Genomic DNA, 24,709 nt, shown 5'->3' on the forward strand with positions numbered 1-24,709 from the left:
TGATCCGCGGAACGGCACTGGACTGGTCTTACGGATTTGGGGGCGGCACTTCGGCACTGGGCCGGTTCGCGTCACAGGCGGGGGCCGCAGGAGAGGGTCGTCCTGCCCCGGGGGACTCGGGAGCCGCGCCGCCTGCGCCAACTGTGCCGCAGATGGCACCGGACGATAGCAGGCTTGCGTGGCTGCGTTTATCCCGGCCCTACGTCTCACGTCGCGGACCCCGCCGTTTCCGCGCGCTTCGCTTCGGCGGAGTCGGGGTCGACGTAGAGAATCTTCGCCTTCATGTACGCGCGGGCCTGTGCGGCGATCCACACAAGGGTCGACGCGAGCAGCGTGAACGCGAATGCCTTGGTGTCGAAAAGGGAGGTGTCCTTGAACGCCATGAGGAAGACCGCGACGAACAGGATCTGCACGGCGTACAGCATGAGCCCCATCATCTGGAACAGCCCGGGGTACTTCCTGGCGGTCTGCTGCAGGACGACGAGGCTGACACCCATCACGAAGAGCACCAGCACCACACCGAACACGGCACCGATCGCGCCCTTTCCGCCGGCGACCAGCGCACTGACGACGACAGCGAGGGCGCCGACGACAAGCGTAGGAACGAGGGCACGAAGAAACAGGCGAGCGTCATGTGACTGCATAGCGGCGCTCCGGCGGGGTGGGGGCAGGTGTGCTCGCGGACGAGCGTAGACCCGGCACGACGGCGAGCTGACGAGCCGAATGGTCTGTCCGACTCGGGACTTACGGCTCTATCACCGGGTCTCGTGAACGGTATCACAAACTATTTGATGAGGTCTTTACCTACTTCGTGTGCTACCTGTCACACGTGAGCAGTACCCCGCGCGTTGGTGCACTGACGGCCGCCGCTTTGTGTGCTATGCGGCCGGAATGGCCCGATTTTAGATGTGGCGAACATAATCTCGAAAAAAGCTCCGGTAATTTTCCGGAACCAGTGCTTCAGCGCCGGCTGCCGACCCCGCGCCAGTCGCTGAACCGGGACCGGTCGCCGATCGCGGTGGCCCCGTGGATCCCCGCCGGCACCGGCTCCCGCTGCTCCTCCTCCGACGCGGCCGCCGCACCGGACGGACCGGCTTCCGCAGCCGCACCGTCCGCCACGTCCGTGCCGGCCTGCCGCCGGTAGCGCGGCGGCACCATCCAGTGCGCCCAGCGCGGCGCCCGCGGCCGGAACCGCGGGAGCAGCAGGAGGCCGAGGCCCACCGCGCTCAGCACGACGATGCCCAGGACGATCCAGACGCTGGCGTTGTTCACCGAGTACGCCACCGCGCCGAACGCGATCAGCGCCGACCAGAAGTACATGATCAGCACCGCGCGGCTGTGCGAGTGGCCGATCTCCAGGAGCCGGTGGTGCAGGTGGCCGCGGTCGGCCGTGAACGGCGACTGGCCGTTCCAGGTGCGCCGCACGATCGCGAGGACCAGGTCGGCGAAGGGCACCGCGATGATCGTCAGCGGCAGCAGCAGCGGAATGTAGACCGGCACCATCGTGTGCACCGCGAGCCGCTCGGAGCCCGCGAACAGCTGCATCGCGTCCGGGTCCACCTGGCCGGTGACCGAGATCGCGCCCGCGGCCAGCACCAGCCCGATCAGCATCGAGCCCGAGTCGCCCATGAAGATCCGCGCCGGGTGCATGTTGTGCGGCAGGAAGCCCAGGCACATGCCCATCAGGATCGCCGCGAAGAGCGAGGCGGGGGCGGCCGCCTCCAGGCCGTAGCCGTACCAGATGCGGTACGCGTACATGAAGAACGCGGCGGCCGCGATGCACACCATGCCGGAGGCGAGGCCGTCCAGGCCGTCGACGAAGTTCACCGCGTTGATGGTGATGACGACCAGCGCGACGGTGAGCAGCGTGCCCTGCATGGGGGTCAGCGAGACCGTGCCGATGCCGGGCACCGGGATCCACAGGATCGTCAGACCCTGCAGGACCATCACGCCCGCGGCGATCATCTGGCCGCCGAGCTTGATGAGCGCGTCCACGCCCCACTTGTCGTCCAGGACGCCGAGGATCCAGATGAGCGCGGCGCCCGAGAGCAGCGCGCGCGGCTCGTTGGAGAACTCGAAGACGCTCTTGATGTTCGTCAGGTGCGCCGAGACCAGCAGACCCGCGCACAGACCGCCGAACATCGCGATGCCGCCGAGCCGCGGCGTCGGTTCGCGGTGCACGTCACGGGCGCGGATCTCCGGCATCGCGCCGGCCGCGATCGCGAATTTCCGTACCGGCCCGGTCAGCAGGTAAGTGACCGCGGCCGTGACGCACAGCGTCAGCAGGTATTCACGCACGGGCTGCCCCATTGGTATCGCTGGCCATCACAGCCACACACCATATGCGTGTCCGACCCCCAGCCGTGAATGTAGGTATGGACGTTCCTCGCGCGTGAGCGGTTCCCGGATTCAGGCGTGCGGGGGATATGGCGGGAAGTGCCGGACCAGTTCCGTGGTCGCGGCACGGACCGCGCCGTCCTCCCGCAGTGCCGCTCCGATCAGCGCACCGACACGTGCCATCTCGGCTTCCCCCATTCCCTGCGTGGAAACGGCCGCGGTACCGAGGCGGATGCCGGTCCTGCGTACCGAGGCGTCCGCCGGGCAGGGCAGCGCACAGGTGTCCAGGACGATGCCGGCCGCGGCCAGCCGGCCGCGCGCCGTCCGCGCGTCCAGGCCCACCGGCGCGGTGTCGGCGGTGATCAGGTGGGTGTCGGTGCCCCCGGTCGTGACCGTCAGGCCCTCCCCCTCCAGCGCCTCGGCGAGCGCCCGCGCGTTGGCCGTTACCCGGTGCGCGTACTCCGCGAACGCGGGCGTCGCGGCCTCCCCGAACGCCACCGCCTTCGCCGCCACCGTGTGCATCTGCGCGCCGCCCTGGGTGAACGGGAACACCGCCCGGTCGATCCGCTCGGCCAGGTCCGCGCCGCACAGGATCATGCCGCCGCGCGGGCCGCGCAGGACCTTGTGGGTGGTCGCGCACACCACATCCGCGTACGGGACCGGGTTCGGCGCCGCTCCCCCGGCCACCAGCCCGATCGGGTGCGCGGCGTCCGCGATGAGGTACGCGCCCACCTCGTCGGCGATCTCCCGGAAGGCCGCGTAGTCGATGTGGCGCGGATACGAGATCGAGCCGCAGACGATGGCCTTGGGACGGCGCCGGATCGCCAGCTGCCGGATGCGGTCGTAGTCCAGCAGGCCGGTGTCCGGGTCCACGCCGTACCCGGCGAAGTCGAACCACCGTCCGGAGAAGTTGGCCGGCGAGCCGTGCGTGAGGTGACCGCCGTGCGGCAGCGACATGGCCAGCACGCTGTCCCCGGGGCGCAGCAGGGCCGCGTAGGCGGCCAGTACGGCCGAAGAGCCGCTGTGGGACTGCACGTTGGCGTGCTCGGCGCCGAAGAGGGCCTTGGCGCGCTCGATGGCCGTCCGCTCGGCGAAGTCCACCATTTCGCAGCCGCCGTGGTGGCGGGCGCCGGGATACCCCTCGGCGTACTTGTTCGCGAGCGGGGAGCCCAGCGCCGCGAGGACGGCCGGGGACGTGAAGTTCTCCGCGGCGATCAGCTGGAGGCCCGCCGCCTGCCGGGCGCTCTCGCCGAGCAGCGCCTCGGCGATCTGCGGGTCCTGGGCGCGGAGCTGCTCGAAGCCGGGCCCGCTCCAGGCGCCCGGCGGGCTCGCGGCCGGCGGCCCGTCGCTCTGCTGCCGGGCCGGCCGGGAGTGCGGGGTGGCGCTGCGGGTGGACGCGGGAGTCGCTGGCATCGCTCGCTCCGGGCCTCGTACGGGGGACGTACGTCCAATGTAGGTGCGGAACGGCGTCCGGGCGCGGTGTACGGCGTGACGGAGCGGCCGGGCGGGTGTCGGGGGCGTCTTACGGCCACGGGGCGGCACAGGGCGGCCACGCGGGCCGTGAGGCGGCTCGGGCGCCGTGCGGCGGGTGAGGCGGCTCAGGCGCGGTGAGGGCGGCTCAGGCGCGTGCGGGGACCCCGGTGAGGGCCGTGACGACCGGGTCGAGGGCCTGGTTGATCTCGTCGCCGATGGAGCGGAAGAACGTGATGGGCGCGCCGTAGGGGTCGTGCACCTCGTCGGCCTCGGCGTTCGGCGCGAGCAGCCAGCCGCGCAGCGCGGCGGCCGCGCCGACCAGGGCGCGGGCACGGGCCACCAGGCCGCCGTCCGGCAGCGCCGGGTCCGGCCCGGGCAGGGTGGCCGGGTCTATGGCCTTCACCAGCCGGTTGAACTCCTTGAGCGTGAAGGTGCGCAGGCCCGCCGAGTGGCCCATGGAGATGACCTGGGCGCGGTGGTCACGGGTGGCGGTCAGCACCAGGTCGGCGCGGATGACGTGCTCGTCCAGCAGCTCGCGGCCGATGAAGCCGGCCGGGTCGGCGCCGTAGTCGGCCAGGACGGTGGCGGCGTGGGTCTCCATCGGGGCGCCCTCGTGGCCCCAGGTGCCGGCGCTCTCCACCACGATCCCGCTGGTCAGCTCGGTACCGAGTCTGCGTTGCAGGCCATGGCGGTGCAGCCGCTCGGTGATCGGCGAGCGGCAGACGTTGCCGGTGCTGACGTGGAGGATGCGGAAGGTGTAGTCGTCGTGCGTTCCCGCTATGCCACGCCCCTGCGGGGCCATCAATTGGCCACCTCGAGCTCGGGTACGACCTTGCGGAGCTCGTCGGCGTCGAGGGCGCCGGCCCGCAGCAGCCGCGGGATCTTGCCCGTGACGTCGACGATGGAGGACGGCACGGCGGCGGGGGTGGGCCCGCCGTCCAGGTACACGGAGACGGAGTCGCCCAGCATGTCCTGGGCCGCGTCGCAGTCCTGCGGGGACGGGTGTCCCGTGAGGTTGGCGCTGGAGACGGCCATCGGGCCGAACTCGGTCAGCAGCTCGATGGCCACGGGGTGCAGCGGCATCCGCACGGCCACCGTGCCGCCGGTCTCGCCGAGATCCCAGGTGAGCGAGGGCTGGTGCCGCGCGACCAGGGTCAGCGCACCCGGCCAGAAGGCGTCGACCAGCTCCCACGCCTGCTCGGAGAAGTCCGTGACCAGGCCGTGCAGGGTGTTCGGCGAGCCGACCAGGACCGGCGAGGGCATGTTCCGGCCGCGGCCCTTGGCCTCCAGCAGGTCGCCGACGGCCTCCGAGTTGAAGGCGTCGGCGCCGATCCCGTAGACGGTGTCGGTCGGCAGCACGACCAGCTCCCCACGCCGGACCGCCGAGGCGGCCTCGCGCAGGCCGGTCGCGCGGTCGGTCGCGTCGCTGCAGTCGTATCGCCGTGCCATTAGCGGGCCTCCTGGTGCGGAACGGTGTTGGGGGTGGAACGGCGCCCGGCGGCGGCCGGGGCCCGGTCGGGAACTGCGGATACGGTCACGGCGTCGCCCTGCGGGCGGTCGCGAAGCGCGGCCGGTTGTTCAGGTCGGGGTGGTCGGCCGCGTCCGCCCAGCCGCGCTCCTCGGTGAAGATCCACGGCACCTGGCCGCCCTGGGTGTCGGCGTGCTCGATCACGACGACGCCGCCGGGCCGCAGCAGGCGGTGTGCGGTGCGCTCGATGCCCCGGATCGTGTCCAGGCCGTCCTCGCCGGAGAAGAGCGCGAGCTCGGGGTCGTGGTCGCGGGCCTCCGGTGCGACGTGCTCCCACTCGGTCAGCGGGATGTACGGCGGGTTCGAGACGACCAGGTCGACCTGGCCGTCCAGCTCGGGCAGCGCGGTCAGCGCGTCTCCCTGGTGGAGAACGACGCGGGACCCCTCGACGTTCTTGCGTGTCCACACCAGGGCGTCCTCGGACAGCTCCACGGCGTGCACCCGCGAGCGGGGCACCTCCTGCGCGAGCGCGAGCGCGATGGCGCCGGAGCCCGTGCACAGGTCCACGATCAGCGGCTCGACGACGTCCATCGCGCGCACCGCGTCTATCGCCCAGCCCACCACGGACTCGGTCTCCGGCCGGGGCACGAACACCCCCGGGCCGACGTGCAGTTCGAGGTACCGGAAGAAGGCGCGCCCGGTGATGTGCTGCAGCGGCTCGCGGGCCTCGCGGTGGGCGATCGCCTCCCAGTACCGGGCGTCGAAGTCCGCGTCCGCCACCATGTGCAGCTGGGACCGCTTCACGCCGTGCACGTGGGCCGCGAGCTCCTCGGCGTCGAAGCGGGGCGAGGGCACGCCCGCGTCGGCCAGCCGCTGGGTCGCCTGGGCCACCTCGGCGAGCAGCACGGACCGGGCCTTGGGCCCGCGGCCGGGCCGCTGAGGGGTGCCGTGTCCCCCGGGAGACTGCTGCACTGGTCCTCCAGCCGGTACGTACTTCGGTCGTGCGGTGTGTCGGGGCGGGCAGGGCCGCCCGCCGCGGGGCTTACTGGGCAGCGGCGAGCTTGGCCGCCGAGTCGGCGTCCACACACGCCTGGATGACCGGGTCGAGCTCCCCGTCGAGCACCTGGTCCAAGTTGTACGCCTTGAAGCCCACCCGGTGGTCGGAGATCCGGTTTTCCGGGAAGTTGTACGTCCGGATGCGCTCGGAGCGGTCGACCGTACGTACCTGGCTGCGGCGGGCGTCCGACGCCTCGCGCTCGGCCTCCTCCTGCGCCGCCGCGAGCAGCCGGGAGCGCAGGATGCGGAGCGCCTGCTCCTTGTTCTGGAGCTGGCTCTTCTCGTTCTGGCAGGAGACGACGATGCCGGTGGGCAGGTGGGTGATGCGCACGGCGGAGTCGGTGGTGTTGACCGACTGGCCGCCGGGGCCCGAGGAGCGGTAGACGTCGATCCGCAGGTCGTTCGGGCCGATCTCGACCTCGACCTCCTCGGCCTCGGGCGTGACGAGCACGCCGGCGGCGGAGGTGTGGATGCGGCCCTGCGACTCGGTCGCGGGCACGCGCTGCACGCGGTGCACGCCGCCCTCGTACTTCAGGCGGGCCCACACGCCCTGGCCCGGCTCGGTCTGCCCCTTGGTCTTCACGGCGACCTGGACGTCCTTGTAGCCGCCGAGGTCGGACTCGTTGGCGTCGAGGATCTCGGTCTTCCAGCCGATCCGCTCGGCGTAGCGCAGGTACATCCGCAGCAGGTCGCCGGCGAACAGCGCGGACTCCTCGCCGCCCTCGCCGGCCTTGACCTCGAGGATGACGTCCTTGTCGTCGCTGGGGTCGCGCGGCACGAGCAGCAGCCGGAGCTTGTCCGTGAGCTCCTCGCGGCGGACCTCGCCCTCCTTCACCTCGTCGGCGAAGTCGGGGTCGTCGGCGGCCAGTTCCCGGGCCGTCTCGATGTCGTCGCCGGTCTGCTTCCAGGCGCGGTACGTGGCGATGATCGGGGTCAGCTCGGCGTAACGCTTGTTGAGCCGCATCGCCTCGCGCTGGTCTGCGTGGACCGCGGGGTCGGCGAGCCGCTTCTCGAGGTCGGCATGCTCGCCGATCAGTTCCTCGACCGCCTCGAACATCGTGGTGTTCCTCTGCTGGCTGGGGTGTACCGGGGGTGCCCGCGGCCGGCGGACCGGCGGGTAAGGGAAGGCAAAACGCCGGTCCGGTCGCCCCTGCGCAGGGGCGACCGAGAACCGGCGCCTTGTGGGTCGCTACTTCTTGGCGGACCCGGCGGCCTTGCCGAAGCGGGCCTCGAAGCGGGCCACGCGGCCACCGGTGTCGAGGATCTTCTGCTTGCCCGTGTAGAACGGGTGGCACTCGGAGCAGACGTCGGCGCGGATGGCGCCGCCGGCAACGGTGCTACGGGTGGTGAACGAGGCGCCACAGGTGCAGCTGACCTGGGTCTCGACGTACTCCGGGTGGATGTCGCGCTTCAAGGGAATCTCCTATGTATCGGGAGGGCACCGGGTCGTGCTCGCGGGATGCGTCACGTGAACCGGGGCCGACGGTCCAGTTTGCCAGTACTGGCCGCATCTCCCCAAACCGGGGGGCGGCTCCCGATATTCCCGGCCCGCGCGGGGCCGGACATCGGGAGCCGCCTCCTTCACCGTACGTAGTTGCTCGTACCGCCCTTGTCGCCCGCCGAGTCCTTCAGGGCCGACTTCGGGATGGCCCTGTCGTGCCGCAGCGCCTTCCAGACCTGCTTGTTCGCGGCCTCCAGCGGCAGCACCCGGTTCGGGTCCTGCGGGTCGTACGTCACCGGCAGCGTGGCCATGTTGATGTGGTCCGAGCCGATGCCGCCGACGCTCTTGGCCAGGTCGACCAGCGCGTTCACCGAATTCAGCTTGGTATCGGTGGTGATCGCCTTGGTGGCGGTGTTCCCGATGTCGTACAGCTTCGCCGGGTTCGACAGCACACCGAGCTGCTTGAACTGGTCCATCAGCGCCTTGATGAAGGTCTGCTGCAGCTGGATGCGGCCCAGGTCACTGCCGTCGCCGCCGGGCACGCCGTGCCGGGTGCGGACCAGGCCGAGAGCCTGCTCGCCGTCCAGCTTGTGCGTACCGGGGTCCAGGTCGAGGTGGCTGTCCGGGTCGTGGATGGGCTTCGTCGTGGTGATGTCGACGCCGCCGAGGGCGGTGATCAGCTTCTTGAAGCCGCTGAAGTCGACCTCGACGAAATGGTCCATACGGATGCCGCTCATGGACTCCACCGTCTTGACGGCACAGGCCGGGCCGCCGACCTCGTACGCGGTGTTGAACATGACGTGCTGCGCCGCCGGGGTCTGCTGCCCGCCCTTGGTGCACGAGGGCCGCGAGATCAGGGTGTCCCGCGGGATGCTCACCACGCTGGCCTTCTTGTGGCCCTTGTAGACGTGCACCACCATCGCGGTGTCGGAACGGGCGCCGCCGCCGTCGGAGCCGTACTTGGCGTTGTCCCCGGCCCGGGAGTCCGAGCCGAGCACCAGGATGTCCATCGAGCCGTTGTCGACGTCGTCCGGACGGTCGGCGCCCAGCGCCGCGTCGATGTCGACGCCCTTGAGGTTGCCGTTGAGCTGGTAGTAGACGAATCCGAGCCCCGCGCCGGCCAGCAGCACACAGCTCACCAGTGCGCACAGCGTGATCGTCAGCGCCCTGCGGCGCCTCGTGGGTCCCTTGCGCCGGCGGCCGGTGGCGCGTATGCCGTGGGAACGGCTCGCGGCCGTCCGCGCGGCCCTGCTGCTGTCCGCCATCTGCTCCTCAGTCCTCTTGCTCGGCCGGCCTCGCCGTCCCCGGCTGTCACGTCCTCTCACCGGTGGTGGTCTCGCACCCCTTCAGACGGGAGGCATCCGGGAAGGGTTGCACAGACGGCGGGGCGGGCACGGCTGCGCCGGCCGGGCGTGCCGGATGCGCCGTACGGCCGTTCGCACCTCGCTCACCAGGGCTTTTGTCCGGCTCATCGGCCGCGCAACGGGACGTAACCGGACTTTATGTCTGTGCGGAAGGTCTCAGGAGGGCGCCTTCGGGTGCCTCCATGACGCGGAATGCGTCACACCATTTTCACGGCGGTCGCACGAGGGCTGTACGACGACGGTTCGGCGGTACGACGAAGCCCTCCCCGCCACCGGAGTGACGGGGAGGGCTCGTGGACGTGCCGGCGGGCGTCAGTCGTTGCCGTTGCCCGGGGTCGGCGTCGTCTTCTGGATCTGCAGCAGGAACTCCGCGTTGGACTTCGTCTGCTTCATCTTGTCCAGCAGCAGCTCGATGGCCTGCTGCTGGTCCAGGGCGTGCAGCACCCGGCGCAGCTTCCACACGACCGCCAGCTCGTCGCTGGACATGAGGATCTCTTCCTTACGCGTACCGGACGCGTCCACGTCCACCGCGGGGAAGATGCGCTTGTCCGCGAGCTTCCGGTCGAGCTTGAGCTCCATGTTGCCGGTGCCCTTGAACTCCTCGAAGATCACCTCGTCCATCCGCGAGCCGGTCTCGACCAGCGCGGTGGCCAGGATGGTCAGCGAGCCGCCGTCCTCGATGTTGCGCGCGGCACCGAAGAAGCGCTTCGGCGGGTACAGCGCGGTCGAGTCGACACCACCGGACAGGATGCGGCCGGAGGCGGGCGCCGCGAGGTTGTACGCGCGGCCCAGACGGGTGATGGAGTCCAGCAGGACGACGACGTCGTGGCCCAGCTCCACCAGGCGCTTCGCACGCTCGATGGCGAGCTCGGCGACGGTGGTGTGGTCCTCGGCCGGGCGGTCGAAGGTCGAGGAGATGACCTCGCCCTTGACCGACCGCTGCATGTCGGTGACCTCTTCCGGACGCTCGTCGACGAGGACGACCATCAGGTGGCACTCGGGGTTGTTGCGGGTGATCGCGTTGGCGACCGCCTGCATGATCATGGTCTTACCGGTCTTCGGCGGGGCCACGATCAGACCGCGCTGGCCCTTGCCGATCGGCGACACGAGGTCGATGATCCGCGTGGTCAGCTGGCCGGCCTCGCCCTCCAGGCGCAGCCGCTCCTGCGGGTACAGGGGCGTCAGCTTGCCGAACTCCGGGCGGCCGCGGCCCTGTTCGGGGGCGACGGAGTTGACGGAGTCCAGGCGCACCAGCGCGTTGAACTTCTCGCGGCGCTCGCCCTCGCGGGGCTGGCGGACCGCGCCGGTGACGTGGTCACCCTTGCGGAGGCCGTTCTTACGGACCTGGGCGAGGGAGACGTACACGTCGTTCGGACCGGGCAGGTAGCCGGAGGTCCGGATGAACGCGTAGTTGTCCAGGATGTCCAGGATGCCCGCGACGGGGATCAGGACGTCGTCCTCGGCGACCTGCGGCTCGGCACCGAAGTCGTCGCGGCCGCGACGGCCACGGCGGTCCCGGTAACGGCCGCGGCGCCCGCGCCGGCCGCCGCTCTCGTCGTCGAAGTCGTCCTGACGGCCGCCCTGCTGGCGGTTGCCGCCGCCCTGCTGGCCCTGGCCCTGACCCTGCTGGCCGCCGTCGTTGCCGTCGTTGCCCTTGCGGCGGTCGCGGCCGCCGCGGCGGTCGCCCTTCTGGCCACGGTCCTGACGGTCGCCACGGTCCTGGCGGTCACCGCGGTCCTGACGGCCCTCGCCGCCCTTGCGGCCCTCGCCCTCCTGGCCGGAACCGTCCTTCTGACCGTCCTTGACCTCGGTCTTCTGCTCGGCCTTGGCCTCGCCGGCGGCGGACTCGGGGCTCCCCGCGGCGGCGGTGGCGCGGCGCCGGCGGCGCTCGCCGGCCGGCTGCTCGTCGCCGGCGCCCTGGCCGGGGATCTCGATCTGCTGCTGGCCGGCGGTGTCCGCGGCCTTCTCGGCCTTTTCGGGCTTCTCGGCCTTGGCGGGCTTCTCGGCGGTCTTCTCGGCCGCCGCCTCGCCGGTACGGGCCTTGGAGGTGGCCCGGCGCTTCGGCTTGGTCTCTGCGGGCGCGTCGGCGGGGGCCTCGGCGGCCTTGGCCGCACCGGCTCCGCCGGCGGCCTGCTTCTCCTTGATGACCTCGATGAGCTGGCTCTTGCGCATCCGCGCGGTGCCCTTGATGCCGAGGCTGGAGGCTACCTGCTGCAGCTCGGCCAGGACCATGCCCTCGAGGCCGGTGCCGGAACGGCGTCGCCGCGAGGCACCAGTGGCGGCCCCGGTGGCAGGCGCGGCGGGAGCGTCCGTGGCGGGCGCTGCGGCACTGCCATCGGTGCGTACGCCCATCAGATCGGTGGTGTCGCTCACGAAGGGTCCTTCCCTGGAGCGGGCGTCGGCCTGTCTGGCTCGGCGACCGGTTGTGCTGTCCGACCGCGGTCCCTCGACGTTCACGGACCGGGCCGGGGCGGTGGTCCCGCCGAATTCGGCGGAGAGATCAGTTCATGATTCCGACGCGAAAGATGCTGCGCATTCATGCAGGTCACGCTTCATGCACATCACGCCGATTTCCGGAGCGTGCTCGCTTCTGCTTTAGGTCGTAGCTCCAAGCAGGTTGGGAGGCTCCCGGAAGAAAAGTGGTCCCGACTGGGGACACGAAGCACCACGCCGCTGCGGCGTCGGGTACTCACTTGAGGTTAACACTACCGGATCCAACAAACATTCCCCCTCTCTCAGACCGGCAATCCGTCGGTCACCCCGCGAGCGGCAGGACGCTCGTCCCCGCCGCGTCGAGGGACAGCCGGTTGGCCGCCCATCCCTCGCCCGCCAGGCGCGCGACCTTGTCGGCCGCTCCCTCCTCGACCAGCGCGAGCACCGTCGGGCCCGCACCGGAGACGACCGCGGGGACACCGTCCGCACGCAGTCGGTTCACCAGGGCGAGGCTCTCCGGCATGGCCGGTGCGCGGTACTCCTGGTGAAGTCGGTCCTCGGTCGCCGCCAGCAGCAGCTCGGGGCGCCTGGTCAGGGCCTCGACGAGCAGCGCTGCGCGACCGGCGTTCGCCGCCGCGTCCCCGTGCGGCACGGTGCGCGGCAGCAGGCCGCGCGCGGTTTCGGTGAGCACCGGCTTACCGGGCACGAAAACCACCGGAACGACGGAACGGGCGGGCTCCATCCTGATGGCACGCGCCGCACCGGCGTCCATCCAGGACAGCGTGAATCCGCCGAGCAGACAGGCGGCGACATTGTCGGGGTGGCCCTCGATCTCGGTGGCCAGTTCCAGCAGCGCGGCGTCGTCGAGCTTCTGCTCGCCGCCTATCGTCACCGCCCGTGCGGCGACGATGCCGGCGCAGATGGCCGCCGAGGAGGAGCCGAGGCCCCGGCCGTGCGGGATGCGGTTGGCGCACACGACCTCGAGGCCGCGCGGCTGCCCGCCCAGCAGGTCGAAGGCGGTACGCAGGGACCGTACGAGCAGGTGGCTCTCGTCGCGCGGCAGGGTGTCGGCCCCCTCACCCGCGATGTCGACATGCAGTCCGGAGTCGGCGACGCGTACTACGACGTCGTCGTACAGACCCAGGGACAGGCCGAGGGCGTCGAAGCCGGGACCGAGATTGGCGCTGGTGGCGGGGGTGCGCACCCGGACGGCGGCGGCGCGGAACGCTGGACCGGCCATCGCTCGATGACTCTCCTTGATGTGAAACTGCGGTACTGCCCCGAAGCGCCGCGGTACCGAGGCACCTGATCGACTCATGGGGTCCGTTCTGACCTGCCCTGCACACCACTGCACTATGCCGCGGGGAGGGGAGTTGGCTGCCAGCCTATCGAAGGAAGGTTCAGTGGCGACATAGGGCGCACGGGAGGCGCACGATGCGTGTCGCGCGCCCTCTCATGCCACACCACTCACTTTGCAGCCTTTGCAGGGTTTGCCCTGTGGGGCGGAACGGGACCGGTGCGACAGTCGCGCCGGTCCCGCGGAACCCGTTCCGACCGGCTCTTTCCGGCCGAATTTTTGTCCTGGACCCAGCGGGCCCGGACGCCCGGCCTACGCCAGGCCGAGGCGCTCCGCCGCGGCGTCCGCGTCGACCGGGACCGTCACCGGCTGCGGCGCACCGGCCACCGCCCAGTCCGGGTCCTTCAGGCCGTTGCCGGTCACCGTGCAGACGATCTTCTGGCCCGGGTCGACCTTGCCCTCCTCGGCGGCCTTGAGCAGACCGGCCACCGAAGCGGCCGAGGCCGGCTCCACGAAGACGCCCTCCTGCGAGGCCAGCAGCCGGTAGGCGGCGAGGATCTGACGGTCGGTCACCTCATCGATGGCGCCGCCGGACTCGTCCCGCGCGGCCTCCGCGAAGGACCAGGAGGCCGGGTTGCCGATGCGGATCGCGGTGGCGATCGTGCTCGGGTCCTTGACCACCTCGCCGCGCACGATCGGCGCGCTGCCGGACGCCTGGAAGCCCCACATACGCGGCGCGCGGGAGGAGATCCCGTCCGCCGCGTACTCCTTGTAGCCCTTCCAGTACGCGGTGATGTTGCCGGCGTTGCCGACCGGCAGCACGTGGATGTCGGGCGCGTCGCCCAGCATGTCCACGATCTCGAACGCCGCGGTCTTCTGGCCCTCGATGCGCACCGGGTTCACGGAGTTCACAAGTGCGACCGGGTACTTCTCCGAGAGGCCGCGGGCGAGCGTCAGACAGTCGTCGAAATTCCCGTCGACCTGGAGAATCTTCGCCCCGTGCACCAGGGCCTGGCCCATCTTGCCCAGCGCGATCTTGCCCTGCGGGACGAGAACGGCGCTGACCATGCGGGCCCGCACGGCATACGCGGCGGCGGAGGCCGAAGTGTTGCCCGTGGAGGCGCAGATGACGGCCTGCGCACCCTCTTCCTTGGCCCGCGTGATGGCCATCGTCATGCCGCGGTCCTTGAAGGAACCGGTGGGGTTGGCACCCTCGACCTTGAGGTGCACCTCACAGCCGGTGCGCTCGGAGAGCACCTGCGCCGGCACGAGAGGCGTACCGCCCTCGCGCAGGGTGACGACCTCGGTCGTGTCCTTGACCGGCAGGCGGTCGCGGTACTCCTCGATGATGCCGCGCCACTGATGAGTGGTACCGGCGCTCGTATTGGCAGACATGGGTTCCTTTACTCCCCTTCGACCCGCATGATGCTGGCGACGCCCCGGACGGTGTCCAGCTTGCGCAGCGCCTCGACGGTCGAGGACAGCGCGGCGTCGGCGGCGCGGTGGGTGACGACGACGAGGGACGCCTCGCCGTCCTTGCCCTGCTGGCGCACCGTATCGATCGATACGCCATGCTCGGCGAAGACCATGGCGACCTGGGCCAGGACGCCGGGTTTGTCGGCCACATCGAGGCTGATGTGGTAGCGGGTGACGACCTCACCCATGGGGCTGACCGGCAGCTGCGTGTACGCGGACTCGCCGGGCCCGGTGGCCTCGCTGAGCTTGTTGCGGCACACGGCGACCAGGTCGCCCAGGACGGCCGAGGCGGTCGGCGAGCCGCCCGCGCCCGGACCGTAGAACATCAGCTGGCCGGCCGCGTCGGACTCCACGAAGACCGCGTTGTACGCCTCGCGGACGGACGCCAGCGGGTGGGTCAGCGGAATCATCGCCGGGTGGACCCGCGCGGTGACCGACTCGCCGTCCGCGGCGCGCTCGCAGATCGCCAGCAGCTTGACCGTGCAGCCCATGCGCTTGGCGGAGGCAATGTCGGCGGCGGTGACCTCCGTGATGCCCTCGCGGTGCACGTCGTCGATGGTCACGCGGGTGTGGAAGGCGATACCGGCGAGGATCGCGGCCTTGGCGGCGGCGTCGAAGCCCTCGACGTCGGCGGTCGGGTCGGCCTCGGCGTACCCGAGCGCGGTGGCCTCGTCCAGCGCCTCGCTGTAGCCGGCGCCGCTGGTGTCCATCTTGTCGAGGATGAAGTTGGTCGTGCCGTTGACGATGCCGAGCACCCGGTTGACCTTGTCCCCGGCCATCGACTCGCGCAGCGGCCTGACCAGCGGAATCGCGCCCGCCACGGCGGCCTCGTAGTACAGGTCGGCGCCGTGCTCCTCGGCGGCCGCGTGCAGCGCGGCGCCGTCCGCGGCGACCAGCGCCTTGTTCGCGGAGACGACGCTCGCGCCGTGCTCGAAGGCGGTGGTGATCAGCTTCCGGGCGGGCTCGATGCCGCCGATGACCTCGATCACCACATCGATGTCGCCGCGCTTGACCAGCGCGGTCGCGTCGGTGGTGATCAGTTCGGCCGGCACGCCCTCGCGCACCTTGTCGGGACGGCGCACCGCGATGCCCGCGAGCTCCACGGGCGCGCCGATGCGCGCGGCGAGGTCGTCCGCGTGCGTCGTCATGATGCGCGTCACCTCTGAGCCGACCACACCACAGCCCAGGAGCGCCACCTTCAGCGGACGCGTACGCATCATTCGACCTCTGCTCTTCCTCGATATGGCCACGTCGGCCATTTCCGTGTTCGCAATGGACCAGTCTCATGCACCGAACGGGAATTCCTGTCCTTCGTCCAGATGCCGAGACATCTATTTCACTTATCCGACATCGAGCCGCAGGAGATCTTCCTCCGTCTCGCGGCGGACGATCACCCGGGCCTCGCCCTGGCGCACCGCCACGACCGGCGGCCGCAGCGCGTGGTTGTAGTTGCTGGCCATCGACCGGCAGTACGCACCGGTCGCGGGCACCGCCAGCAGGTCACCCGGCGCGACGTCCGACGGCAGGAACGCGTCCCGCACGACGATGTCGCCGCTCTCGCAGTGCTTGCCGACCACCCGCGAGAGCATCGGCGCGGCGTCCGAAGCCCGCGAGACCAGCGCCACGCTGTACTCCGCGTCGTACAGCGCCGTACGGATATTGTCCGACATCCCGCCGTCGACGCTCACATAGGTCCGCAGACCCTCCAGCTCCTTGACCGTGCCGACCTCGTACAGCGTGAACGCCGTCGGGCCCACGATGGCGCGCCCGGGCTCGACGGACAGCCGCGGCACGCGCAGCCCCGCGGCCTCGCACTCATGGCGGACGATCTCGCCCAGCGCCTTGGCGATCTCGTGCGGCTCCCGCGGGTCGTCGTCCGGCGTGTAGGCGATGCCGAGCCCGCCGCCCAGGTCGATCTCCGGCAGCTCGACCCCGTGCTCCTCACGCACGTCTGCCAGCAGCTGCACGACACGCCGCGCGGAGACTTCGAATCCCGCCATGTCGAAGATCTGCGACCCGATGTGCGAGTGGATCCCGATGAGCTCCAGCCCGTCGAGCTTCAGCGCCCGGCGCACGGCCTCGGCGGCCTGCCCGTCGGCCAGCGCGATCCCGAACTTCTGGTCCTCGTGCGCGGTCGCGATGAACTCGTGCGTGTGCGCCTCGACGCCCACCGTCACCCGGATCTGTACGGGCTGCCGCTTGCCGAGCTCATCGGCGATGTGCGCAACCCGCGCGATCTCCTGGAACGAATCCAGCACGATCCGCCCGACCCCGGCCTCCACGGCCCGCCGGATCTCCGCCTCGCTCTTGTTGTTGCCGTGCAGCGCGATCCGCTCGGCGGGCATCCCGGCCGCCAGCGCGGTGGCCAGCTCGCCCCCGGAACAGACGTCGAGGTTCAGCCCCTCCTCGTACAGCCACCGCACGATCGCCCGCGACAGGAACGCCTTCCCGGCGTAGAAGACATCGGCGTCGTCCCCGAACGCGTCCTTCCACGCCCGGCACCGCGCCCGGAAGTCGTCCTCGTCGAGGAAGTAGGCAGGAGTACCGAACTCCTCCTTCAGATCGGCGACGGAGATGCCGCCGACGGAGACGACACCGTCTTCGTCGCGGCGCACCGTACGGGACCAGACCCGGGGGTCGAGGCTGTTCAGGTCGGCGGGGGGTGCGGTGTAGTGGCCCTCGGGCAGTACGTCGGCGTGACGGGGCCCTGCGGGGTGCGCGGAACGGCTCATGGCGGTGGGAGATCCCCTCGGAAGTTCACAGATGTTCGGGTGCGGAGATGCCCAGCAGGGTGAGGCCGTTCGCGAGCACCGTACCGGCGGCCTGGGCAACGGCCAGCCGGGCGCGGTGAACGGCCATGGGTTTCTGCTCTCCGACGGGCAGCGGCGGACAGGTGGCAAGGAAGCTCAGGCACGCCTCGGCCGTCACTTCCAGATGCCGCGCCAGCCGATCGGGCGCCCGCAACCGAGCTGCGGCTTCGAGCACCGCGGGGTAGGCGGCGAGGGCGGCGTGGAGGGGGGTGTGGGGGATGTCGTACGACTCACCGGCATGGTGGTCGGCCGGGGTGTCGTGGACGGGCGTCGGGTCGTCGACCCCCAGGTCACGGGCGTTGCGCGACACTGCGCACGTACGAGCGTACGCGTACTGCACCAGGAACCGCGGATTGCCCTCCCGCTGCACCGGCCGCTCCGGCACCCGCACATGATCGTGCGCGGCGGGGTACAACAACACCCACCGCATCTCATCCACGCCGAGCCGCGCGACCAGCCCCTCAGCGGTCGCATACCGCCCCGCCGCGTCCTTCACGGGAACGGGCCGGACGACCTCCCCCTCGGAGGCAGTCCCCTCCCCCACCGCTTCCATGATCGCCCGCAAGGCCTCGGCGACGACGGCGGCCCGGGGGCCGGGGGCGGGGCGGAGGTCGACGGTACTTCCGTCCGCGGCGCCGGCTCGGCGACCGTACGCCGACCCCGCCTCCAGCACTTCCCGTACGACCGCGGCAGGGGCATCGCCCCCCAGCGTGATGTTCAAAAAACCGGGCCCGGCGATCTCGACCCGGGCGATCCCCGGCGCAGCAGCCAGCCGCTTCCGTACGACCCCGGCCACCTCACGCGCCGACAGCCCAGCAGGACCGGCCAGCCGCAACGCGACATTCGTGGCGTAATCCCCACAACCCGGCCGGGGCGGCACCCGCACATCGACCGTCGCCGGCACATCGGATTCGCCCAGCGGAAGCTCCCGCGCCTCGAGCGCCCCGCGCACGGAGCGCAGGACGGTGCGGGAGAGCTCAGCGGGAGTCACAGGACAAGCGTATGGGAGAACCGGGGTGGGTATGCGAACGGGTTTCGCACCGCGGACACTCGCCGCACCGCCTCCCGCCCCTCACCCACCCCTCGCCCGCGCTTCTCATCCCCTCACACCGCCCGCCGTACCGGCCGTGTCACCCCGTGGGCCGGACGGCGGGCTCGGAATCCGGATCGGCATCGGCCGCCCCGTCCGCCGGCCCGCCTCCGGGCCCGGAGCCGCGAATCCCGTTCAACAACTGGCGCACGGTCCGTATGAGCTCGACCGGCTCGAACGGCTTGGCGAGGAAGGCGTCCACCCCGACGGCTTCCCCGTTGTCCACCTCCAGCGGCGTACACGCGCTGATGATGGCGATGGGGAGCTCCCTGGTCCGCGGATCGGCGCGCAGCCTCTCGGCCGTACGCAGTCCGTTGAGCCGCGGCATCATGACGTCCAGCGTCACGACGTCGGGGCACACCTCGTGCACGATGTCGAGGCACTCGGCACCATCAGCCGCGGTCACGACCTCGAAGCCCTCCAGCTCGAGATTGACCCTGATCAACTGCCGGATGACCTTGTTGTCGTCGACAACAAGGACCCGGCCGGACAAGCCAGGCACATATTGAGACTAGGCGCGTGCCACCTGCTGCGTCCGGGTTTTCCCCACTTCCGCCCCGTGCGAGGGACCTTTCGCCGATCACCCGGGCCACCCCACCCCGATGCGCTACGGCCACCCACCACTTCCCGAAACCCGTTCATGACCACCCCCTCCGAGCTGGTAGTGTTCTACCCGTCGCAAGCGCACAGCGCCCGACACGCCCCCGTAGCTCAGGGGATAGAGCAACGGCCTCCGGAGCCGTGTGCGCAGGTTCGAATCCTGCCGGGGGCACTCGCCAGTCAGACAGCAAGAATCAAGCTCTGACCAGGGCGGATGCCGACTTCGAAAGGGCGAGAGTCAGTCTCACTGACTCTCGCCCTTTCTCGTTCTCTCCCAGTGATCGCGACACACCTCCGACACACTCGTCAGGCTGTGTCGCCCTCCTCCTCCAGCGCCTTGGCAATCTTCGCGTTGGCGGCTTCCTCGTGACCGTCGATGCAGCCGTGGTACCGACGGTGGATCACCTCCGGCGAGTTACCGACCCGTCGAGCCACCTCGGCAATGGGCACGCCGGCGTTCAACCACCGCGTGATGCACGCGTGCCGCAGGTCGTACGGGCGCCCGGCCAGGGGCGAATCGACTCGCTCCGGCGGCAAGGCGTACGGCCGGGCCTCCTCCCACACACGCCAGTACGTCGATGAGCCGACCACTCCCCCACGCTCGTTCCCGAACACGCGCCCCTCCTTGGCTGTCCCGAACTCCTTCAGGTGAGCCCGGAGGATCGCGACGAGGACAGGCGGGATAGGGACTGGCCGGTCGCTGGACGCCTCCCGCGCCTTCAGGCCCCTGCGGTCATGCCGCTCACCGGAATCGGTCCACTGCTTGCCGGAGACAGGCCGCGTCTCCCGCAGCGTGAGCGTGCCCCACCCCCTCTCCGGCAGGTGGCAGTCCGACCACCTCAGCCCGACCGCCTCCGCCGGCCGCAGCCCCGCGTAATAGAGAGCCGCGTAAAAGGCCACGAGCCGCCGGCCACGACAGCGATCCCACGACCCGACGTACGAGACGGCGGTGAGCAACTGGCGCCCCTGCACGGCATTCACGAGAACGCGACGATCGACCACGTCATTAGAACCCGCATGCTTCCGGCGGGCGCGGGAGAGAGGATTTTCGGGAAGCTCTCCGGCGACTACGGCGTATTCGAGGGCGGTATTCAGTGCGCGGCGGCGTCGCTTATACGTATCGCCCGCTGCCGGGGTGCCGTCCAATCGGTAGCTGAGGCGGTACAGCACGTCCTCGAAAACCTCGGCGTCCACCAGGTCGGCGACCGGCCGGTCCTCCGTCGTGAGCCAGTCGTAAGCAACCTTCAGATCGGCCGGCGGCTCCTCTCCTGCATTCGCAGGCACGATGCCCCAGCGGAACGCCAACCGCAGCTCTGTGTCCTGCGGGACTCCGTTTCCGCGATGGACCATGGCGAGCGCCACAGCCGCAAGACCGTCCGCCATGCCCTCGCGGGTCTTGGCCGCGCTCGTACGCCACCGCCCGGCCACGTACTTCCGGCAGAACTCGAACCACCGCAACGGCGCTTCGGCGTCAGCCGCTTCTGCTGCCTCGGCCGCGGCGCGCACCTCGGACTCCGGCAAGCCGGACTCGACGTCGAATGCCTCACCACGTCGGTTCATGGCCTGCCACAGCTCCGACCGCCGGCTTTCGGCGAGCGCAGACGTGGCGAATGTGTCGCTGTGAACTCGCCCCGCGACCACCCACCGCAGGCGGTACGGACGGGATTTTCGCCCGGTCTTCGAGACCTTCCACAGCTTGATGTCCAGGGAAAAGCCCGGCCGGGCCGACCCGCGAGTCGGCCCGGTCGAGGTGTCGTTCACCTTGCTCACGCAGCGTCCTCCCGCTCCGCGAGCCACCGCTCGTACTCGGACCGGCGAATGCGCACGTCCCCGTTCGGCAGCTTGATCGCGCGGGGAGCTTTCCCGAGCTGGCGCCACCGATGAAAGGTCGCCGGGGCCACTTTGAGGTCAGCGAGAATCTCTTTGATCGTCATCTTCTCGTCCCGCACACGGGCGCTCATGCAGCCGTCCTCTCTTCTTTTTTGATCACCGAGGGCGAGCTTCTTCCTTCTCAGGGCTCCGCTACATCCGCTACATCCGCTACACCGCAGGTCAGGGGCCTGTTTTGTGTAGCGGATGCGCGCGATGTAGCGGATAGCTGCCGCTACGCGGGGCGGGCTGCGAGTGCGGCTGTAGCGGCTTCTTCGGTGATGTAGCGGATACCAGGAAGCTCATCCGCTACATCTGCACCCTCATTGACCTGGGCTGTAGCGGATGTAGCGGCTGTAGCGGACTTTGAAGGGGGCGGGGGGCAATAGCGGGTCCAGGCGTCCGTCAGATCCTCGGCGTAGTAGCCGCGCGGAACGCCAGCCGCGGTCCGGATGGGCCGAGGCTTGATGGGCTTGTTGTCCCCGGTGACGTACTCGCCGAGCATGCGGGACAGGCCGCGGGAGGTGAGGGGCTTGCCGTTCATGTCGCCCCAGGGGGCGTCCTCCATGGCGTTGAGGCATTCGAGGATGACCGCGGTGGGCATCCGGTCGGAGCCGCAGAACACCTGGTCGCGCAGGTCGGTGAGGAGCCGGATGCCGAGGGAGGCTTTGTCGTCCTCCTTGGCGGCGGTGACCAGCTCCACGCACGCGGCACGGGCCCGCTCGGGCCAGGCGCCGCCGGCCGCGTCGGCGACCGCCAGCAGCGGCTCCCACACGTCCGCGGGCCGGTCGGTGACGCCTTCGGGGATGGTGGGCCAGGTGCCTTCCACCTGCTTGCGGACGCTGTCGGCCCAGCGGCCGAGCCGGTCGCGCAGGGCGTGGCCTTCCTTCTCGTGGATGCGCTGCCGGAACGGTTCCACGCGTTCGTTGGGGGCGCGGCGGCGCATGCGGATGATGACCGAGCGGGTCAGGATCGTGTCCGGCAGCGACCCCAGTCCCGCCATGGCCACCGCGCAATACGAGGGGAACGCCTGCACGCTCTGGGAGGAGCCGTCGCCGACGCACCGGTAGGTGACGCCGGAGCGGCGGTGCCCGGCGTTGAGGAAGCCGCGCAGCTCTTCGTTGTCGCCGGCCTTGGGGCCGAAGACGGTGTCGATCTCATCGAAGAGGATGGTGGGCCGCCCCTCCAGGCCGGAGACGGCGCGGAAGAGGGCGGCGGCGGAGGCGTTGACGGCCACCATCGGCTGCGGCACCAGAGTTTCCACGATCTCCAGCGCCCGCGATTTCCCCGAACCCGGCTCCGGGGAGAGGAAGGCCAGGCGCGGGGTGGAGTCGAAGCAGTCCAGCAGGTGCGCGTGGGCGTCCCACAGGGCAACCGCGACGTAGGCGGCCTCGGTGGGGAAGGCGTTGAAGCGCCGGTGGAAGGCTTCGATCTCCTCCAGCAGCGCGGCCCCGTCGATGGCTGGGGTGGGGGTGGTGGTCATGCTGCCTTCCTCATCTTCGGGTTCTTCACCGGGCACTGCTCGGGGTGGACGGTCCACTCCTCAACCAGCCGCAGGACGGCGGCGCGTCCCTTGGCCTGGCGCTCGTAGCCGCAGCGGCAGGTGGCCGTGGCACGGCAGATGGCGCTCCATTCCGGCGGGGCGACGATGTGCAGCCCGAACAGCACCCGCTCCGGCTCGGCCGGGAGGAGGTCGTGCGGGTCAGGGCGAAGAGCTGAAAGGACGGCCTGACGGCCGACGCCCTTCGGCGCCCCACGCCCGGAGGAAGCCGCGGCCGGTTCGGCGGAGTCGGGGCCGGTCGGTGCAGGAGAAGGGCTCTTAAGGCGGGGACGCGGGGAGCCGGTCATGCGCCCCTCCCTTGCGGGTTGTGGGCGATGGACCAGTTCAGAGCACTGGTGATGACCGGCGTGCACTCGCGCTCCAACAGGCCGGCCGACTCGCCAGCCTGCTTAAGAGCCTCTTCCACCACCTGACGGGGCAGGTCCCCGGAGGCAACGAACCGGCCCAGGGCACGGGCGGCCCGGGTGAGCGTCCAGTTCCGCGTGCCTTCTGCCGCCCTTGTGACGTTGGCCGTCTCGTTGCGCAGCGCCGCCGCGACGAACGCCGGCACATCCCGCGGGGCCGTCACCGGCACCGGACTGCGGCGCGGGGCCGGGGGCGTGAGGGCGGTGAGCAACCAGCCGGGCAGCGGCGCGACCGGAGCGTCGTCAATGACCTCGTACGCCCCGCCGTGGACGGTGCTGCCGGCGGCGACGACGTAGCCGCCCCAGGCGCGGGTGTCGATCAGGGGCCCGAGCTTGCCTGCGGTGTTGTACAGCCGGACACCGTCCGGGGCGGTGAAGTACAAGTGCTCGCCACCGCTCGCGGTCCGCACCCGGTAGGTGGTGGAGACGGGCTGCCCGGCGCGCTCGCAGAGCGCCTTGAAGGTCTCCACGCCGCAAGGCGTGCCCGAACTGCTCTTGTCCTTGGGCTTGTCCAGGTCGATGACGACCAACCCAGAGGGACCGGTGGCAATGCCGATGTTGCACGGCATCGTCTCCCACGCGATACGGATGCGGTGGGGGTCGAGGCTGGCGCGCTGCTCCCACTTGCGATGCCCGTCCGCGCAGTCACCGGTCAGGCGGCAGGCGGCCTCACCGTGCAGGGCGGGAGCCTTCTCGCCGGTCCGCAGGGGGAAGATGTGCCAGCCGCGGTCGGCTGCGGTCAGAGCAGAGGTCAGCAGGTGCCTCTGGGTGTCGGAGGCTCGCCGGGACGCGGTGAGTTGGGTCATGCTGGAGTCCTCCAGTTCTCTGGGGAGTTCTGGTAGCTGAGGGCGGCCCGCTTCATTGGCGTGAAGGGCCGCTCTTGGCGTATCTAGAAGGGCGGTTCGTCGCTGTAGCCGTGCTTGCTGCGGCGGTAGCGCGTGGTGTCGGCCCACTTGGGGAGCCAGATCCTCACCAGCGGCAGGTACGGCGCACAGTGGCAGTCGTCGAAGTCCGGCTCCTCCGGCTGATATGAGCTGCCGGTCATGATTTCGCCGTGTCCGTCGCAGGTGCGGCAGTTGGGGTCCGGAGTGCGGTGCAGGCCGAGCATGGGGCGCGGGCCGATCAGCCGTCCGCCGAAGGGGTGGAAGTACCAGACGGGGTGGTAGCGCAGGGCCAGGCGAGGGCGTCGCATGTGGTGCTCCTCAGTGGTTGATGGTTCCGCTGGCGCGGCCGAAGAGGCCGGTGGCGGTGATGTTCTGCGTGATCTGGGCCGGTGCGGGGCGCCGGCAGCGCCGGATGAGGGCGGCAGCCGCGGTGCCACCGGTGGCGATGAGGGCGACGGCGGCCCACAGGGCATGACTCATGGCGATCAGTCCCGGTGCGGCATAGGAGAGCCCGACTCCAGCGGCGCCAATGCCGAAGCCGGTGGTGGGCACGAGCAGGGCCGTGGTCTTGGCCCAGGCCGGGATGGGCTGCGCGGCCAGGGCAACGGGCGCCGTCGGGGTGGTCGGCTCGGTGTAGGCGAGAGTGCGGACGCCGCCGGGCAGAGTGACCACCTGTACGCCGGGCGGGATCTCGTTCACCGGCATCCGGAGCGCCGGGGGCTGATGGAGGGGGACGGGAGCCTGCTGAGCGGGGGCGGTGGTGATCGGGTAGACGCGCGGGTGGTCCACGGTTCCTCCTCCAACGGGCGGGCGGGGTCAGGCGGTGAGCTGGCTGAGGGCGCCGGCTATCGCCTGGCATGCGGCGTAGATGGGTCGGGCGGCTCCGGTCTCGGCGGCGAAGAAGCCGAAGAGGAAGAGCACGAGGGCGGTGCCGGCGCCGACCTGGCGGCCGCGGATGAGGAAGAAGGTGAGGGCGCCGAAGAGGACGGCGGCGGAGACGGTCAGGGCCACAGGGGGACTCCCGTCGGTACGGCGGTGGGCGGCCCTTCGGAGAGGAAGAGCCGCCCACGCGGTGGTCACGGTGTGTAGCTGTAGTGGGTAGTGAGTACTGGGTAGTGGGTAGTGGGGCGTCTACTGGGGAGCGCC

At 70.6% G+C, this 24,709-nt stretch carries 24 protein-coding genes and 1 tRNA gene; 1 reads left to right on the top strand and 24 read right to left on the bottom strand.

Going from position 1 to position 24,709, the window contains the following annotated elements; genetic code table 11:
- Window positions 1–206 precede the first annotated feature (206 nt).
- The 16 genes from IF04_RS0118660 to IF04_RS0118735 form a co-directional block, all read right to left on the bottom strand.
- The gene (locus tag IF04_RS0118660; RefSeq protein WP_030258545.1) at window positions 207–644 is read right to left on the bottom strand and encodes a Cg1360 family ATP-synthase-associated protein; all 438 of its coding nucleotides are present in this window, start codon (window positions 642–644) and stop codon (window positions 207–209) included.
- A gap of 316 nt (window positions 645–960) precedes the next feature.
- Window positions 961–2,310: an MraY family glycosyltransferase gene (locus tag IF04_RS0118665; protein WP_030258549.1), complete on the bottom strand. Its 1,350-nt coding sequence runs from the start codon at window positions 2,308–2,310 to the stop codon at window positions 961–963.
- A gap of 99 nt (window positions 2,311–2,409) precedes the next feature.
- Window positions 2,410–3,750 (bottom strand): serine hydroxymethyltransferase, encoded by a 1,341-nt coding sequence (locus tag IF04_RS0118670; RefSeq protein ID WP_030258553.1) that lies wholly within the window; start codon window positions 3,748–3,750, stop codon window positions 2,410–2,412.
- A gap of 205 nt (window positions 3,751–3,955) precedes the next feature.
- Entirely contained in the window at window positions 3,956–4,615 is a 660-nt protein-coding gene (locus tag IF04_RS0118675; protein WP_030258556.1) for an arsenate reductase/protein-tyrosine-phosphatase family protein, read from the bottom strand.
- Window positions 4,612–5,259, bottom strand: coding sequence for an L-threonylcarbamoyladenylate synthase (locus IF04_RS0118680; protein WP_030258559.1), 648 nt, complete (start codon window positions 5,257–5,259; stop codon window positions 4,612–4,614). The genes IF04_RS0118675 and IF04_RS0118680 overlap by 4 nt, the downstream gene beginning before the upstream one ends.
- 85 nt (window positions 5,260–5,344) lie before the next feature.
- The gene (gene prmC / locus IF04_RS0118685; RefSeq protein ID WP_030258563.1) at window positions 5,345–6,184 is read right to left on the bottom strand and encodes a peptide chain release factor N(5)-glutamine methyltransferase; all 840 of its coding nucleotides are present in this window, start codon (window positions 6,182–6,184) and stop codon (window positions 5,345–5,347) included.
- A 136-nt stretch (window positions 6,185–6,320) separates the two neighbouring features.
- A complete protein-coding gene (gene prfA / locus IF04_RS0118690) occupies window positions 6,321–7,391 on the bottom strand; it encodes a peptide chain release factor 1 (protein WP_030258566.1) in 1,071 nt (356 codons plus the stop codon).
- A gap of 132 nt (window positions 7,392–7,523) precedes the next feature.
- Window positions 7,524–7,748: a 50S ribosomal protein L31 gene (gene rpmE / locus IF04_RS0118695; protein WP_030258568.1), complete on the bottom strand. Its 225-nt coding sequence runs from the start codon at window positions 7,746–7,748 to the stop codon at window positions 7,524–7,526.
- A 167-nt stretch (window positions 7,749–7,915) separates the two neighbouring features.
- Window positions 7,916–9,040: an LCP family protein gene (locus tag IF04_RS0118700; RefSeq protein WP_030258571.1), complete on the bottom strand. Its 1,125-nt coding sequence runs from the start codon at window positions 9,038–9,040 to the stop codon at window positions 7,916–7,918.
- 411 nt (window positions 9,041–9,451) lie between these two features.
- The gene (gene rho / locus IF04_RS0118705; protein ID WP_030258574.1) at window positions 9,452–11,512 is read right to left on the bottom strand and encodes a transcription termination factor Rho; all 2,061 of its coding nucleotides are present in this window, start codon (window positions 11,510–11,512) and stop codon (window positions 9,452–9,454) included.
- A 382-nt stretch (window positions 11,513–11,894) separates the two neighbouring features.
- Window positions 11,895–12,812: a homoserine kinase gene (gene thrB, locus IF04_RS0118710; RefSeq protein WP_030258577.1), complete on the bottom strand. Its 918-nt coding sequence runs from the start codon at window positions 12,810–12,812 to the stop codon at window positions 11,895–11,897.
- Window positions 12,813–13,181: 369 nt separating this feature from the next.
- Window positions 13,182–14,264 carry a threonine synthase gene (gene thrC / locus IF04_RS0118715; RefSeq protein ID WP_030258580.1) on the bottom strand — a complete coding sequence of 361 codons (1,083 nt, stop codon included), beginning with the start codon at window positions 14,262–14,264 and terminating at the stop codon, window positions 13,182–13,184.
- Between the two features lie 8 nt (window positions 14,265–14,272).
- Complete coding sequence (locus tag IF04_RS0118720; protein WP_030258583.1) at window positions 14,273–15,565, bottom strand: homoserine dehydrogenase; 1,293 nt, start codon at window positions 15,563–15,565, stop codon at window positions 14,273–14,275.
- A 120-nt stretch (window positions 15,566–15,685) separates the two neighbouring features.
- The gene (lysA, locus tag IF04_RS0118725; protein ID WP_030258587.1) at window positions 15,686–17,077 is read right to left on the bottom strand and encodes a diaminopimelate decarboxylase; all 1,392 of its coding nucleotides are present in this window, start codon (window positions 17,075–17,077) and stop codon (window positions 15,686–15,688) included.
- A gap of 25 nt (window positions 17,078–17,102) precedes the next feature.
- On the bottom strand, window positions 17,103–18,146 hold the full coding sequence (nrtL, locus tag IF04_RS0118730) for an ArgS-related anticodon-binding protein NrtL (RefSeq protein WP_030258591.1): 1,044 nt from the start codon (window positions 18,144–18,146) through the stop codon (window positions 17,103–17,105).
- Window positions 18,147–18,285: 139 nt separating this feature from the next.
- Complete coding sequence (locus IF04_RS0118735) at window positions 18,286–18,747, bottom strand: response regulator (protein ID WP_037959890.1); 462 nt, start codon at window positions 18,745–18,747, stop codon at window positions 18,286–18,288.
- 198 nt (window positions 18,748–18,945) lie between these two features.
- Here IF04_RS0118735 and IF04_RS0118740 point away from each other — a divergent pair.
- Window positions 18,946–19,017 (top strand) — tRNA-Arg (locus IF04_RS0118740).
- A 134-nt stretch (window positions 19,018–19,151) separates the two neighbouring features.
- Here IF04_RS0118740 and IF04_RS0118745 read toward each other — a convergent pair.
- The 8 genes from IF04_RS0118745 to IF04_RS0118780 form a co-directional block, all read right to left on the bottom strand.
- Window positions 19,152–20,606 (bottom strand): tyrosine-type recombinase/integrase, encoded by a 1,455-nt coding sequence (locus IF04_RS0118745; RefSeq protein ID WP_211259832.1) that lies wholly within the window; start codon window positions 20,604–20,606, stop codon window positions 19,152–19,154.
- A 5-nt stretch (window positions 20,607–20,611) separates the two neighbouring features.
- Complete coding sequence (locus tag IF04_RS0118750; RefSeq protein WP_030258598.1) at window positions 20,612–20,806, bottom strand: helix-turn-helix transcriptional regulator; 195 nt, start codon at window positions 20,804–20,806, stop codon at window positions 20,612–20,614.
- 143 nt (window positions 20,807–20,949) lie between these two features.
- Entirely contained in the window at window positions 20,950–22,197 is a 1,248-nt protein-coding gene (locus tag IF04_RS0118755; protein ID WP_030258601.1) for a DUF3631 domain-containing protein, read from the bottom strand.
- Window positions 22,194–22,562 (bottom strand): hypothetical protein, encoded by a 369-nt coding sequence (locus IF04_RS38770; protein ID WP_157847674.1) that lies wholly within the window; start codon window positions 22,560–22,562, stop codon window positions 22,194–22,196. Before IF04_RS38770 ends, IF04_RS0118755 begins: the two co-directional genes overlap by 4 nt.
- The gene (locus IF04_RS0118765) at window positions 22,559–23,485 is read right to left on the bottom strand and encodes a bifunctional DNA primase/polymerase (RefSeq protein WP_030258609.1); all 927 of its coding nucleotides are present in this window, start codon (window positions 23,483–23,485) and stop codon (window positions 22,559–22,561) included. The genes IF04_RS38770 and IF04_RS0118765 overlap by 4 nt, the downstream gene beginning before the upstream one ends.
- 83 nt (window positions 23,486–23,568) lie before the next feature.
- Window positions 23,569–23,871: a hypothetical protein gene (locus tag IF04_RS0118770; RefSeq protein ID WP_030258612.1), complete on the bottom strand. Its 303-nt coding sequence runs from the start codon at window positions 23,869–23,871 to the stop codon at window positions 23,569–23,571.
- A gap of 10 nt (window positions 23,872–23,881) precedes the next feature.
- Window positions 23,882–24,352, bottom strand: a complete 471-nt coding sequence (locus IF04_RS0118775; protein ID WP_051831359.1) for a hypothetical protein — start codon at window positions 24,350–24,352, stop codon at window positions 23,882–23,884.
- Window positions 24,353–24,379: 27 nt separating this feature from the next.
- Complete coding sequence (locus IF04_RS0118780; protein ID WP_030258619.1) at window positions 24,380–24,574, bottom strand: hypothetical protein; 195 nt, start codon at window positions 24,572–24,574, stop codon at window positions 24,380–24,382.
- Between the last annotated feature and the right edge of the window lie 135 nt (window positions 24,575–24,709).

It is taken from the genome of Streptomyces violens (assembly GCF_000717745.1).
GTDB classification, from domain to species: domain Bacteria; phylum Actinomycetota; class Actinomycetes; order Streptomycetales; family Streptomycetaceae; genus Streptomyces; species Streptomyces violens.